This is a genomic window from Liquorilactobacillus mali (assembly GCF_001437155.1).
GTDB classification, from domain to species: Bacteria; Bacillota; Bacilli; order Lactobacillales; family Lactobacillaceae; genus Liquorilactobacillus; species Liquorilactobacillus mali_A.
The window spans coordinates 1-13,910 of record NZ_JQAR01000011.1; the positions used below are offsets into that span (position 1 = coordinate 1).

Below are 13,910 nucleotides of genomic sequence, written 5' to 3' on the forward strand. Positions count from 1 at the left end.
AAAACCAAAGATTTTTCCAAACCGGCCTTTATTATGGAGACTTATGTCACAGCCTCTCCAGAAAGTAGAAGATTTTGATTATTAGTGAGTACGCTAATAATTAACTGCGGATTTACTGAATGATTGTTTAGTTGAAGTCAGTTCATAAGCGTCTCTGGCAATCATCAGTTCTTCATCTGTTGGGATTACCAATAAGCGTGCCTGACTATCAGTGGTTGCAAAATCAAAAGGTGAGTCATGGTATTGATCCTGTATTGACTCAAATTTAATACCCAAACAATTTAGACGCTTGCAAATCAATTCTCGCACGTGATTATCATTTTCACCGATTCCCCCAGTAAAGACTAGAGCATCGGCACCACCCAATTCAAGCCAGTATGCTCCGATATAATCGCAAATTCGTTTTACAAACATTTTTATTGCCAGTTCAGCTTGTGGGTTTCTTGGAGATTCACGTTCAATTTCGCGCATATCTCGGCTGACTTCAGATACACCCAGTAAACCGGAATGCTGGTTTAAAACTTTCATGCATTCGTCCATATTCGAAAAGGCGTGATGTTTCAGCAAATAAACCAAGGCCGATGGATCAACATCACCGCAGCGAGTACTCATCATTAGTCCTGTTAGAGGAGAGAAACCCATTGAAGTATCAAGACTTTTACCATTTTTAATTGCTGTTACCGAAGCCCCAGAGCCTAGATGTAATGTAATCAATTTCAATTCATTTAATGGTAACTTCAGCATTTTTGCTGCTTGTTGTGCAACAAAGCGGTGACTTGTACCATGTGCACCATACTTTCTAACTTTATATTTGCGGTAGTATTCAAGCGGTAATGCATACAAAAAGTTTTCTGGTGGTAGATCAGTATGAAAAGAAGTATCAAAGACAGCAATTTGAGGACAATTTGGTAGTATTAGTTCCGCGTCCAAAATACCAGCGACGTTTGCTGGGTTATGGAGAGGGGCTAGTTCGTTGATGCTTTCTAATTTTTGTATTACCTCTGGTGTAATTTTTGTTGAATGTTGAAAAAGTTCTCCACCTGCAACAATACGGTGGCCGATCGCAGTAATTTCTTGCGAGGTAGTGATAATTTGGTATTTCTTTAATAAATCTAAAGCGAGTTCAACAGGTGTAATTTTTCCTGTATAGTGTTGTGCAATTAACTCATGATTCGGTAACGTGATGGTAACTAGTTGATTAGTTTCATTTGAGTAATCAACCATAATTTTTGCTAAGCGCTGTTCTGTGGGCATTGCAAACAAGCTGATTTTCAACGATGAACTACCGGAATTGATCGATAATACTTTTTTCATCAACAAAATCTCCCTCCATACATGTGATTATATTCACACAAAATGGTAACACTATTAAATTTTTTGTCAATTATTAATTTTTGATCATTTATAATTGCTTATTTATAGGCTGTTATAAATTATAAAGCTTGTTTTGATTTTATTTTTATTAAGTGTTGTAATTCACAAGTGAAAGCGGTATTATTAACTTGTATCAAAATAGTGATTATTTTCACAAATGATTAAAGCAAAATTGACATTTAGGGAGGATTAACACATGACAATTACTAAAAAAGTTAAAAAAACGCTTTCTCCTGAAGAAAAAGCGAAACAATATGAACAGGCAGAAGCTTATACTGGTAGTTTGGTTGAGAAAGCCTTGATTGCTGAGAAGTCTTATGCTACTTATACTCAAGCTGAGGTTGATAAAATTGTAGCAGCTGCAGCCCTTGCAGGCTCCGAGGCAGCTTTGTTGCTAGCACATGAGGCTGTTGATGAAACTCAACGTGGTGTTGTTGAAGACAAGGATACAAAAAATCGTTTTGCAACTGAAAATGTTTACAATCTTATTAAAAATGAAAAAACAGTAGGTATTATTGGAGAGAATAAGGTTGCCGGTCAAGTTAAAATTGCTGCCCCGCTGGGTGTTTTAGCTGGGATTGTTCCTACTACCAATCCGACATCAACAGCAATGTTCAAAACTTTGTTGGCTCTAAAGACACGAAATGCAATTATCTTTGCCTTCCATCCGCAAGCACAAAAATGTTCAGCTCATGCCGCTAAAATATTGTATGATGCTGCAATCGCTGCGGGTGCTCCTAAAAATATCGTTCAGTGGATTGAAGTACCAAGTTTAGACAATACGACAGCCTTGATTCGCAATCCGAAAATTGCTTCAATCTTAGCTACTGGTGGTCCTGGGATGGTTAATGCTGCATTGAAATCCGGAAATCCCTCAATGGGTGTGGGTGCAGGAAATGGAGCAATCTTTGTAGATCATACGGCCGATTTGGATCGAGCGGTCGAAGATTTGCTGTTATCTAAAAGGTTTGATAATGGAATGATTTGTGCAACTGAAAACTCTGTTGTTGTTGAAGCACCTGTTTATAATGACTGGTTGAAAAAGATGCAAGATAAAGGTGCCTATATTGTTCCTAAGAAGGACTATCAAAAAGTTGCCGACTTTGTTTTCAACGATCGACATGGTGTTAATGGACCAGTTGCTGGGAAAACTGCTAGATGGATTGCAGAGCAATCGGGAGTTGTTTTGCCAGAAGATAAAGACGTTATGTTGTTTGAACTTGATCCGAAGAATATCGGTGAGAAACTCTCTTCTGAAAAACTTTCACCGCTGCTGTCAGTTTACAAAGCGAAAGATCGTCAAGATGGGATCGAAATTGTCAGCAAGTTACTCAATTATCAAGGTGCCGGTCATAACGCGGCTATTCAAATTGGTTCGCAGTCGGATCCATTTATTAATGATTATGCAGATCAGACCAAGGCTGCGCGAATCTTGGTTAATCAACCAGATTCACTTGGTGGGATAGGCGATGTTTATTCTGATGCATTGCGCCCAAGTATGACACTCGGAACTGGATCATGGGGGAAAAATTCATTGTCACATAATTTATCGACCAGTGATTTATTAAATGTAAAGACTGTTGCTAAACGCCGTAATCGACCTCAATGGGTCCGTTTACCAGAAAAAATATACTATGAGAAAAATGCAGTTTCCTATCTGCAAGATCAAGTTGAAAATATCAACCGTGCCTTTGTTGTTGCTGATCCCGGAATGGTAAAGTTCGGCTTTGTTGATAAGCTTTATGAACAATTATCGTTACGCGACGAACCTGTAAAGACTTCGATTTATGGGACAGTTAGACCTGATCCAACGCTAGGCCAAACAATTGAAATCGCAAAACAGATGGCTCAATTTGGGCCAGACACTATCATTGCTATCGGTGGTGGTTCGGCTTTGGATGCTGCTAAGATCGCGCGTTTCATTTACGAGTACTCTCTTGACCAGCCTGAAGGATTCTTAGATAGTTACGATCAGGTAAGTGAACTCTTTACGCGCTTGCAGCAGAAGTTTATTGATATCAGGAAGCGAATCGTTAAGTTCCACCATCAATTGAATACTAAGCTAGTAGCTGTTCCAACAACTTCTGGTACAGGTTCCGAAGTGACACCATATGCAGTTATTACTGATGATAATACACATGTTAAATATCCATTAACGGATTATGAGCTGACACCACAAATTGCGATTGTTGATCCAGAATTTGTTATGACAGTTCCAAAACGTACGGTTGCTTGGTCAGGACTTGATACTTTGTCACATGCACTTGAATCCTATGTTTCAGTAATGGCCTCAGACTTTACTCGTCCATGGGCATTGCAGGCAATCAAGTTAGTTTTTGAAAACTTGAGCGAATCGTACAAATTTGATGCAAAAAACCCAACACGTGGAGGAGAAAAAGCTCGTGAGAATATGCATTACGCCGCTTGCTTAGCCGGAATGTCGTTTGCCAATGCTTTCTTAGGGATTAATCATTCATTGGCACACAAAACTGGTGGTGAATTTGGATTACCTCATGGGTTAGCGATCTCTATTGCAATGCAGCATGTTGTTCGTTTCAATGGTGTTGCCGGTAAGGTTAAACGGACACCTTTCCCTCGCTATGAAGTCTATAGCGGACAAAAAGACTATGCTGATATTGCACGTTTTATCGGTCTTCAAGGTAAAAATGACGCTGAATTGGTTGAAAAGCTTTGCCAAAAGATTGAGGAGTTGATGGCTTCAGTTGATGTTACACCAAAATTATCAGCTAACGGTGTTACAAAGGAAAAATTTGAGGCTTCGCTGGATAAATTAGTGGACTTAGTCTATAACGATCAGTGCACACCAGCTAATCCACGTCAGCCTAGTCTAGATGAAATTCGTCAGATATTGATTGATCAATTTTAGAGTCTATTAGCTGATTAAGGTGGGCAAAATTGGCTAGTATATAAAATTTATCAATTTTACTGATGGATTTAAAGAGCTCTCTTCGGAGGGCTTTTTTTAGATTATGTATAAGTTTGCCTCACAAGTAGAGTAGCTATATTTTCCACCAATTATCGAATTATATATTGCAAAGAAAATATTGTGTCTGCATAATTTCACGTTAGTATTCAAATCTTACCAATTTAGTTACATACTAATAGTTAGTATATATAAATAACTACTATTTGGAACGTAAATTAATACTTGTAATCACTTAAACATTTTTGGAGTTTTCCGATAATATCTTTTGAAACGTTTTATAAAGGGATGGTGCGTCAAATGAAAAAAAGTTTAGGTAGGCTTATTGGTGAGATAGTATTTAGTGTTACACTGTTGACTATTCTGGTGTTAATGGCAAGTTTTTATATTTCAATGACAAAATTATTAACACAACGAAATCTGTTTAGCCAGCAAAGTGCTGTTGAGTCTTTGGTAAATAGTAATAAGAATTTCAAAGTTTCCACGCAAAAAGAATTAATTAGATTATCAAAAGGGGCAACTTTTAATGGTAAATCATTTAACAATAGTGATATTAAGCGAATATTAACAGATTCGCAAAATGCTAATGCACAGATTAAGTATAGTGGGTTTGGAACAAGTAAGGGAGATTATCTTACTTTATCAAAAATGCCCAAGGGTTATGATCCGCGTTCGCGTCCGTGGTATAAAAAAGCTATCGCCTCATTTGGGAAAGTCGTTTGGACAGCACCTTATCAAGATGCAGAAACTGGTCAAACTGTAACAACGGCTGCAATCGCATTGAAGAATGCTAGCGGACAGGTAGGTGTACTGGAACTGGATTTGACTTATGACGGAATCAGTCAAGCTATTGATGCAATGAAAATTGGACGAACTGGGAGTGTTACGTTGGTTCATAAAAATGGCATCGTGATTGTTTCAAATGGGAAATCCAAGAAGTACACATTTAAGCAAGGAAATAGTATAAAAGGACAAACTATTTTTAAAAAGATTGCTAAGGCAGATGCTATCAAAGGAACTTTGCAAATCGATAAGATTGGAAAAGTATATTACAATAAGGGAAACAAAAATAGTGATAATTGGAGTTTTGCCGTGGTTGATGGCGATGATTTAAATAGTGAATTGAATTCATTGCTTATTATTACAATCATTGTTGTAATACTTATGTTAATAATTGCAACATTATACGCAATCTATTCTTCTAAAGTAATTAAAGCAGCTATTGAAGTTTATGTTAAGCATTTTGAAGCGGCTAGCAAGGGAGAATTTGTTAAGATTAAGTCTTTTGGTGACAAGAAAAATTGGAAATTATATTTTCAGCCGGCTAAATTAGGTCGTAAAATGAGTGAGCCCGATAAAGATGGTCAAGAGTTTAATCAAATTTCGTATCAATATAATGAAATGCTAGATGCTGTTGGTAAATCATTTGTTCAGATTCAAGGTGAAAGCAAGGTCGTTGCCGATAAATCAGATTCTTTGTTAGAACTATCACAGCAAACCGATAGAGCCACCGAAGAAGTGGCTCAGGCCATTACTGGGATTGCACAAGTTACAACGTCACAAGCTCAAGAAACTTCAGGTAGTGTAGAACAAGTCAGAAATCTTTCAGATGTTATTACGACATTGCATGATAATGTTAAAAAGATGAATGAACGTTCATCAAATTCAAGCAAATTGAATCAGAAAAATCTTGATATCTCTAATGAGGTTATAACGAGTTGGCAACAAGAAGTAGCTAATATGCAAGAATTAGAAGATAGTGTTGGTAATTTAAATCAACAAGTTAAAAATATTAATAAAATCATCAGTGTAATTAATAGTATTTCACAACAAACTAATTTACTAGCTTTAAATGCTTCAATTGAAGCTGCAAGTGCAGGTGAAGCTGGAAAAGGATTTGCCGTAGTTGCAACAGAAATAAGGAAGCTCTCCGATCAGAGTAAAAAGGCCACCAAGGAAATTGATGATATTTTAGGTGGAATTCAATTAGACTCTGAAGAAATGGTCAAAAGAATGGATGATTCTGTGGCCGGAGGAGAACGACAAACAGAATTATTAAACCAAGCTATTAGCTCTTCAAAAGATGTATTCAGTGTAAATCAGGAATTAATTCAAGATATTCAGGAAATTGAACAAGCAAGTGGAAAAATTACGCAGGTCCAACTTAAAATTGAGGAAAGCTTAGAAAATATTTCTGCAGCAACGGAAGAAAATTCAGCCGGTGCAGAAGAAGTTTCGGCTAATTCAGAAGAGGTTCAAGCGACTATAGAAGAATTTACTAACCATATTGCAGAACTAGGGAAGACAGCTGATACATTGAAAAATGTCGTAGCAAGTTTTAAGTTTGAAAAAGAGGAATAGGTAATTTAATAACTGAAGTTTGAACTATTAAAAAAATACATTCAAAAGTGTACCGCAACAAGAAAAGGTGTTTATTTTCTTGCTGCGGTACTTTTGGCATATGAAAACAGAAAGATGTTGCAATGCAGTGAAATGTATGGGTTCAGACACTATTTTCAGTTGAACTGTGTTTGAAAGTATCAGAGAACAATTAGTAATAACTGAAGATGATATGTTGATTGGCACATTAATACAAATTAAAGGCTGAGAAAAAGCTTTGTAAATAAAATTTTAAAAATAGACTAGTTTTTGAACCCTTTCAGGATCTTACAGTCAATAGAATTATTGGAGACGTAAACATCCAGGTAGTTAAAAGAAATAATCTTTTTTTGAATAAATTAATCTCAATACTGAATCTCCGTAACCATGCTGTTAGATATTGTTTTTTGATAGTTCTACAACTGGCATTCACATTGCAGGTAGAATCTAGTCTTAAGACATCTGTTTGAAGTTTGTTCTACAAAGTACATATACTTTTATTAGAGCTGGCTGAAAAAATTGTTTGGTCATTGGTAATAACCTCCTTATATTATTGAAAAGTCCGTTTTAAGAAAGGCAGAGTGATCTGAAAATCGTAAAAAAGGAAAGCCGTTCCTGATTTCATCAAAAGGAGAATCTGTCGAGCTTGAAACAGGCATTATTGATTGGAATAAAAGTGATAAACTATATTTTATGGTCTCTGGAAACATGTTAACTCGAAATAGAAAGAGGAGCCAAGTCAAAAGTTAAATTCTGACTTGGCTCCTCTTTCTATTCAGGATAAACAATATGATACTTGTAATAAGTGGTAATAAAACTATTTTTTGAAGTCAAATTTCTCGATGACTTTTTTCAATGAAGCAGAAGATGCCTGCAGCTGAGCTACGTAATTAGTAAATTCTTCCATTGATGCTTGTACTTCCTCTGAATTTGCTGAAACTTCTTCTGTACCAGCTGAATTTTCCTCTGTAGAAGCAGCAATATTTTCCAAATCTGTCTGAATCTTAGCTTGAATTTTTTCAATTTTTTGACCAGCTTCTTCAAGTTCTTTGATTCCGAGAATTAATTCTTGATTTATGTCGAAAACATTTCTAGAAGACGTAATCGCTTGATCGATTAATTTGGTTTGTTTTTCTCCACCTTCAATAGAAACATTCATTTTATTAGCAATATCATCAGCATTATTTCTTATCTTTCCTAGAATATCAATAATCTCTTTAGTTGACGTCTTGCTCTGATCGGAGAGCTTTCTAATTTCTGTCGCAACTACGGCAAATCCTTTTCCAGCTTCACCTGCGCTTGCAGCTTCAATTGAAGCATTTAAAGCTAGTAAATTAGTTTGTTGTGTAATACCACTGATAACAGACACAATCTTGTTAACATTTTGAACTTGTTTATTTAAGTCTCTAATACCCTCTCCAAGTTCCCTTGTTTTAGCCAATTCATCTTTCCAGTTGTCAGCAACATGATTGGAGAGTTCAAGATTTTCTTGGTTCATCTTACCCGAATTCTGTGAATGTTTCATCATGCGATTAGTTTTAATTCCCAAGTCACTAATGATAGTAATTAAATTTTTTAATTGACTTACACTATCAGAGGTCTCTTGTGCCTGCGAAGTAGTAACTTCGGCAACGCCTGTGATGGCCTGTGCAACTTCTTCTGTTGCTTTGCTTGTTTGCTGTGACAAGGATAATAATGATTCAGACTTATCCGCAACAGTATCAATTTCTTTTTGTACGCTGTCAATTACTCTACCCACGGCATCGATCATCTTATTGTAGTGAAAACTAATTTTATTAAATTCATGTCCATTTTCGTCCGGGTTACTAAATCTCCGCCCTAATTCTTTTGGATTGAGGACAACACTGAATGGCTTTCCATTTTCTTCAGGACCATTTATTTTTGTGAATTTTCCCTTGCTTGAAGCTTCAAAATGCTGGGTATATATTGCAACAGTTTCTCGAATGAATTTTGAAACATACAATGCGAAAAATGATACGATAAGTATGAATACCAGCATAGTAATAATTGAGATTATTAATAAGGTATGCAATTCTGTTTGTAAGTCATTTTTATCTACAACAGAAAAGGACCATTCGCCCCCTTTTTTATTATAGAGGATTTGAGAGGTATCACTATTCTTAACCTTTAAGGTTCCCTGTTTTTGTTTTGCGGCTTTAATAGCTTTAATACGACATTTTTTGAAATACTTTTACCGCTTTTAAAAGTATACTTCTTAGATTTTCCTTGAGAGGCAATTATTGTTCCACTTTTAGACACCAATGTTACGCTACCTGTTCTCCCAATATTCAAGCCAGAAATGGTCTTTTGAACACCAGCATATGATAGATCAATTCCTAAAACACCAATTATTTGTCCCTGTTTATCTTTCACGGCAATTGCTGCTGTAGTCAGCATTTTACCAGTTCCAGCATCTTCATAGGGACTTGTCCAAAATACATCTCCATTTTTTTTTGATGGCTCCCTTATACCAAGGACGTTCACGTGGATCAAAGCCTGACGGTAATTTGACAAAGGTAATCGTCTCTCCATTGGTAGATCCAAATTCAATTTGTTCCATTGTGACATTGCCTTTTTTAGCCATCTTTAAAGCATAGCGAACGTCTTTGGAATTATAATTTGATTTTGAAAAAACGGAAGTTGATGCTATTTTTTCTAGTTCTTGGTTTATTGAACTATGTAGATTATTATTGCTTTCAACTAGGGTGTTAACAGCACCTTTCTGACTGGTCTCATTGCGCGTGGTCAGCATTGCTTTTGTCGAGAGATATGAAAAAAGCATGATTAAAAGAGCATTGGCAACAATGAACCACACCAACAAATTCCAGACAAATCTTCCCAAACTTTTTTTAATTTTCATCCAATTAAACACTCCTTTTTATTAAACGCTTATAAGGTTAATCGGGTTCTTTTTCTGAAAATTAAGAGGTTGGAAGTATAAATTTTATTTTGTATGTAATGAGAAATGACTATGTAAAATCATCTTTTTTCAACGGATGATTAAAATAATGAGCATAAATTATATTTAATGAAAAGATTTTTATAGTACGGTAGATAATGTGTAAAAAGGTGATTAGAATTTTTTTGTCTAACTTTGCAAAATTGAACTTAGAACAAATGATAACTGGTATAATTAATAGTAATTAGAGGTGTAGTTTGACACCGAAAAGGTATTAATAATTGAAAAGGGAAATCTGCGATGAATTTTTATTCTTATGATTACTTAATACAGCAAAATAGTCAGCAAAATATTTTTTATTTTATCAGTATTGTCGTTGTGGCAATCGTTGCGATAGTGATGGGAACTCTTTGGTGGAGACAACGCACAGAATTAAAGTATCGTGACTTATTTGTTATAATGATGCTTCTGTTATTTCTGGTTATTGGAAGTCAGGTGAATGAGTGGCAGAATGTAAAAAACGAGTATAATCAGAAATCACAGGTAATTCGAGTTGTTCAGAGCGCTGCTAAGGAAAAGCATGTAAGAAAAGAGCAAGTTTGGGCAAATACCACTAATATTACAAACGGGATGTTGATTAAAATTAAACAGCATTTTTATAAAGTAGAAGTGAGTGATGACAGCAACAGTTTTACTCTGTCCAAGTCAGTTCTAATCAATCGTACAATTCATTACGTGAGGGTGAAAAACTAAAATGTTATCTTATACAGATGTGACAATTAAATTAGCAATAGGATTGCTGACGATTATTTTACAAATCAATTTGTCTGGGAAAAGTAATTTGGCTCCCATCAATGCTCTTGATCAGATGCAAAATTATGTTTTAGGTGGGATTGTTGGTGGAATGATTTACAATGAAAGCGTTACTGTACTGCAATATATTTTGGTTTTACTAATATGGACATTATTGGTAGCAATTCTTAGATTTATTACTAAGCACAATAAGTATATGAAGTGGTTAATTGACGGTAAACCACAGACCTTGATTAAAAATGGTAAGTTGATTGTTGCTACTGCATTGAAAAATGGAATGAGTGCCAATGATTTAACATTTCGCTTGCGTACAGAGGGAATTTCAGACATTAAGCAAGTAAAATCAGCAGTACTTGAGCAAAATGGGCAATTAACAATTACACAATACGGCGATGAGGCAATCAAGTATCCACTAATTTTGGATGGCCAGGTAAACGAAGACATATTGGAAGAGACAGGTCATGATCTTGAGTGGCTCAGGGAACAACTAGCGTCTAAGAATTTAGAAATCAAAGATGTTTACTTAGGAACATATGTTGATAAATACTTGAATGTTTTTACATACACTGAGTCTGCAACAGCTAAGCAGAAATAGTGAATTATGATGTAGTTTGCCAAATGGGTAAAGAATTTTGACTGGAAAGAATGTTTATTGAATAACGATTTCAGTACCTAATTCATTAGCAATGAATTCCAATAATTTTTTTTGCTCATTTGTAAAATAATGGTTGCGTCGATAGGCAATACTTGCGATTAACTGTGGTTGGACTTCATCCATCAAAGGAATACTTACAATATCAGGGTAATTGTTCTGCGCGGCTTCAGAGAGTATTGTGATGCCAATATTTTGTGAGACCATATTCATTAAAAAGCTTACGTTATTGGTTTCTAGGACTTCATGCAGTTGTAATTTATTTGCTTTGGACAGAATCTGTGCGACTTTTAAATGAACAAAGTTTTGATTTAATAATATGAAGTTTTCACCTTTTAGCTCGGAAAAGTGGACACCTTTCTTCTGTGCTAGAGGATGTTTTTTTGACACGAAGATATGAAAACTACTTACAGCAAAGTTTTGAACAATTAAGTCATTTTGTGTTGTCTCAGTGAACTCCTCAGTATTTAATGAACCAATCAAAGCAGCATCAATTTTGCCATTTTTTAGAGATCTTTTGAGGCTGTTAGATCCCGATTCGTAAATTTTGATATGATTCAGCAACCCCCTGTTATTTAGCTTTTCAGCTATTTTATAAAAATATGTATTCTCAATGACAGAGGCTAGTCCTAGGCTGAAATTTTTGGCAGTAAGGCGTATAATTTCTTTTTTTGCGGCTTCAAATTCATTAATAATCGTAATTGAATGGCGGAAGAGCTGCTCCCCTGCGGGTGTGATAATAAGTTCCTTACGTGAAGATTCGCGAAGCATCAGCTTGGCATCAAACAATATTTCTAATCGTTTAATGGAGTTACTGATTGCAGGTTGACTAACGTTATAGAACTTGGCAACTTTTGAGAAGTTTTTTAGTATATACAGTTTTCTAAAATACTGGATATCTTGAATATTCATATAGATGTTGCTCCTTTTTAATAACATATAGTTATAGTATTTGTTAAATTTGATTATACACTTACTTATAATATATCCTATAAGATGTTTTTTACACAGATATTAAAATACAGGTAATTAGTATAAATTTTGTTTGATAAGGGAGAAAAAATGTCAACAGTTGAAGAATTAAACGCAGTTGTCGGGAAAAAACATGTTATTACAAATAAAGCTAAGTCACTACGTTTTCGAAAGGGATATCGTTCTGGCAAGGGGGATGCGTTGGCCGTTGTCTTTCCAGCTAATCTTGTGGAGCTTTGGCAAGTGCTAACGATATTGCATCGACATGATATCATCATCATTATGCAGGCTTCCAATACAAGTCTAACAGAGGGATCTATACCCGCAGATGGATATGATCGTGAAGTTGTTGTTGTAAGTGGACATCGCATTAAGGACTTGCAGTTAATTAATCATGGGAAACAAGTGTTAGCATTCCCTGGAACAACATTGTTTAAATTGGAAAATGCTTTGAAACCAATTAATCGTGAGCCGCATTCAGTGATTGGGTCATCGACTTTAGGTGCTTCTGTGGTTGGGGGAGTCAGCAATAATTCTGGTGGCGCATTAATCCGTCGCGGACCTGCATATACAGAATTGTCATTGTATGCAAGAATTGACGAGAATGATGAACTTCATTTAGTCAATCATTTGGGGATTGATTTAGGAACGACACCAGAAGAAATTCTGACTAATTTAGAGCAGCGTAATTTTGATGTTGATAACGTGAAGAAGGCCGAGCATTATGGCCATATTCCAAATTATCAAGCACGTGTACGTGATGTTGAGGCTGACACACCAGCACGTTATAATGCTGATCCGCATCAATTGTATGAAGTCTCAGGCTCTGCAGGCAAGGTTGCTACCTTTGCAGTACGCCTTGATACCTTCCCTAAAGATGGTGAATCACAAGTCTTTTATATTGGGACAAACCATCCTAGTGTACTAGAAGATCTCAGACGTCATATCATGAAGAATTTTGAAAACTTACCAGTTTCAGGGGAATACATGCACAGTGAAGCGTATACTTTGGCAAAAAAGTATGGTAAAGATTCACTGATTGTTATTGATAGATTGGGAACAGATTTCCTACCATATTTGTTTTCTTTAAAGGCAACAGCTGAAAGAATATTAGGACATTTTCATTTTATTAAACCATATCTACCAGATAGAGTTCTGCAAAAACTTGGAATGTTATTTCCAAATCAGTTACCAAAACGTTTAGAAGAGTTCCATGAAAAATATGAGCATTATCTTATCTTAAAAATGGAAGGTGCTGGTATCCAAGAGGCACGTGAATATTTAAAAGATTATTTTCAAACGGCTGAAGGGGACTATTTTGAAGCAACTCCTAAGGAAACGAAGAGGGCTGAACTTCATCGTTATGTAACAGCGGGGATCGCAATTCGTTATCAAGAAGTCTTTCAAGATACAATTACCGATATTTTACCTATCGATGTTGCATTGAGACGTAATGAATATGATTGGTTTGAAAAATTGCCAAAGGAAATTGAAGATAAGATCGAACATAAATTATATTATGGGCATTTTTTGGATCATGTTATGCATCAGGACTATATTCTAAAACCTGGTGTGGATCCGCATGAATTAAAGGAAGAAATGTTGAAATTATTGGATAAACGTGGTGCAATTTATCCTGCAGAACATAATGTTGGGCATTTATACAAGGCAGCACCGTCATTGGTTGCACATTATAAGAAGAACGATCCAACAAATAGTTTTAACCCTGGAGTTGGTAAGACAACAACACAAAAATACTGGGGTGAGTATTAAAAAAGTAACAAATATAAATTTGTACTGGGCTAAAAGTTAGATTTGAGATGTAGTTTATAGTTTATTATAATTAGGAATTGAAA

Annotated in this window: 10 protein-coding genes; 5 read left to right on the top strand and 5 right to left on the bottom strand. The window is 35.6% G+C overall.

The window, feature by feature from the left end; genetic code table 11:
* Nucleotides 1-93: 93 nt before the first annotated feature.
* A complete protein-coding gene (locus IV36_RS06135) occupies nucleotides 94-1,314 on the bottom strand; it encodes an acetate/propionate family kinase (protein ID WP_056991376.1) in 1,221 nt (406 codons plus the stop codon).
* A 256-nt stretch (nucleotides 1,315-1,570) separates the two neighbouring features.
* On the opposite strand from IV36_RS06135, the gene adhE reads away from it, so the two are divergent.
* Nucleotides 1,571-4,261, top strand: coding sequence for a bifunctional acetaldehyde-CoA/alcohol dehydrogenase (adhE, locus tag IV36_RS06140; protein WP_056991328.1), 2,691 nt, complete (start codon nucleotides 1,571-1,573; stop codon nucleotides 4,259-4,261).
* A gap of 357 nt (nucleotides 4,262-4,618) precedes the next feature.
* Nucleotides 4,619-6,679 carry a methyl-accepting chemotaxis protein gene (locus IV36_RS06145; protein WP_235810251.1) on the top strand — a complete coding sequence of 687 codons (2,061 nt, stop codon included), beginning with the start codon at nucleotides 4,619-4,621 and terminating at the stop codon, nucleotides 6,677-6,679.
* Between the two features lie 835 nt (nucleotides 6,680-7,514).
* On the opposite strand, the gene IV36_RS12390 is transcribed toward IV36_RS06145, so the two are convergent.
* The 3 genes from IV36_RS12390 to IV36_RS12400 form a co-directional block, all read right to left on the bottom strand.
* Entirely contained in the window at nucleotides 7,515-8,750 is a 1,236-nt protein-coding gene (locus IV36_RS12390) for a methyl-accepting chemotaxis protein (RefSeq protein WP_235810252.1), read from the bottom strand.
* Between the two features lie 95 nt (nucleotides 8,751-8,845).
* Nucleotides 8,846-9,250 carry a cache domain-containing protein gene (locus IV36_RS12395; RefSeq protein WP_235810255.1) on the bottom strand — a complete coding sequence of 135 codons (405 nt, stop codon included), beginning with the start codon at nucleotides 9,248-9,250 and terminating at the stop codon, nucleotides 8,846-8,848.
* A complete protein-coding gene (locus tag IV36_RS12400; protein WP_235810260.1) occupies nucleotides 9,135-9,578 on the bottom strand; it encodes a hypothetical protein in 444 nt (147 codons plus the stop codon). Before IV36_RS12400 ends, IV36_RS12395 begins: the two co-directional genes overlap by 116 nt.
* Nucleotides 9,579-9,917: 339 nt before the next feature.
* Between IV36_RS12400 and IV36_RS06155 the strand changes: the two genes are divergently transcribed.
* On the top strand, nucleotides 9,918-10,370 hold the full coding sequence (locus tag IV36_RS06155; RefSeq protein WP_056991330.1) for a DUF3290 family protein: 453 nt from the start codon (nucleotides 9,918-9,920) through the stop codon (nucleotides 10,368-10,370).
* A 1-nt stretch (nucleotide 10,371) separates the two neighbouring features.
* Entirely contained in the window at nucleotides 10,372-11,025 is a 654-nt protein-coding gene (locus IV36_RS06160) for a DUF421 domain-containing protein (protein WP_056991331.1), read from the top strand.
* Between the two features lie 54 nt (nucleotides 11,026-11,079).
* On the opposite strand, the gene IV36_RS06165 is transcribed toward IV36_RS06160, so the two are convergent.
* Complete coding sequence (locus IV36_RS06165) at nucleotides 11,080-11,994, bottom strand: LysR family transcriptional regulator (protein ID WP_056991332.1); 915 nt, start codon at nucleotides 11,992-11,994, stop codon at nucleotides 11,080-11,082.
* 150 nt (nucleotides 11,995-12,144) lie between these two features.
* Here IV36_RS06165 and dld point away from each other — a divergent pair, with 150 nt between their 5' ends.
* Nucleotides 12,145-13,827 (top strand): D-lactate dehydrogenase, encoded by a 1,683-nt coding sequence (gene dld, locus IV36_RS06170; RefSeq protein ID WP_056991333.1) that lies wholly within the window; start codon nucleotides 12,145-12,147, stop codon nucleotides 13,825-13,827.
* The last annotated feature ends 83 nt before the right edge of the window (nucleotides 13,828-13,910 follow it).

Excerpts from the sequence above, each read along its gene's own strand:
- dld (WP_056991333.1), top strand. The coding sequence starts at position 12,145 with ATGTCAACAGTTGAAGAATTAAACGCAGTTGTCGGGAAAAAACATGTT.
- IV36_RS06165 (WP_056991332.1), bottom strand. The coding sequence starts at position 11,994 with ATGAATATTCAAGATATCCAGTATTTTAGAAAACTGTATATACTAAAA.
- IV36_RS06160 (WP_056991331.1), top strand. The coding sequence starts at position 10,372 with ATGTTATCTTATACAGATGTGACAATTAAATTAGCAATAGGATTGCTG.
- IV36_RS12400 (WP_235810260.1), bottom strand. The coding sequence starts at position 9,578 with ATGAAAATTAAAAAAAGTTTGGGAAGATTTGTCTGGAATTTGTTGGTG.
- adhE (WP_056991328.1), top strand. The coding sequence starts at position 1,571 with ATGACAATTACTAAAAAAGTTAAAAAAACGCTTTCTCCTGAAGAAAAA.
- IV36_RS06145 (WP_235810251.1), top strand. The coding sequence starts at position 4,619 with ATGAAAAAAAGTTTAGGTAGGCTTATTGGTGAGATAGTATTTAGTGTT.
- IV36_RS06155 (WP_056991330.1), top strand. The coding sequence starts at position 9,918 with ATGAATTTTTATTCTTATGATTACTTAATACAGCAAAATAGTCAGCAA.
- IV36_RS12395 (WP_235810255.1), bottom strand. The coding sequence starts at position 9,250 with ATGGAGAGACGATTACCTTTGTCAAATTACCGTCAGGCTTTGATCCAC.
- IV36_RS06135 (WP_056991376.1), bottom strand. The coding sequence starts at position 1,314 with ATGAAAAAAGTATTATCGATCAATTCCGGTAGTTCATCGTTGAAAATC.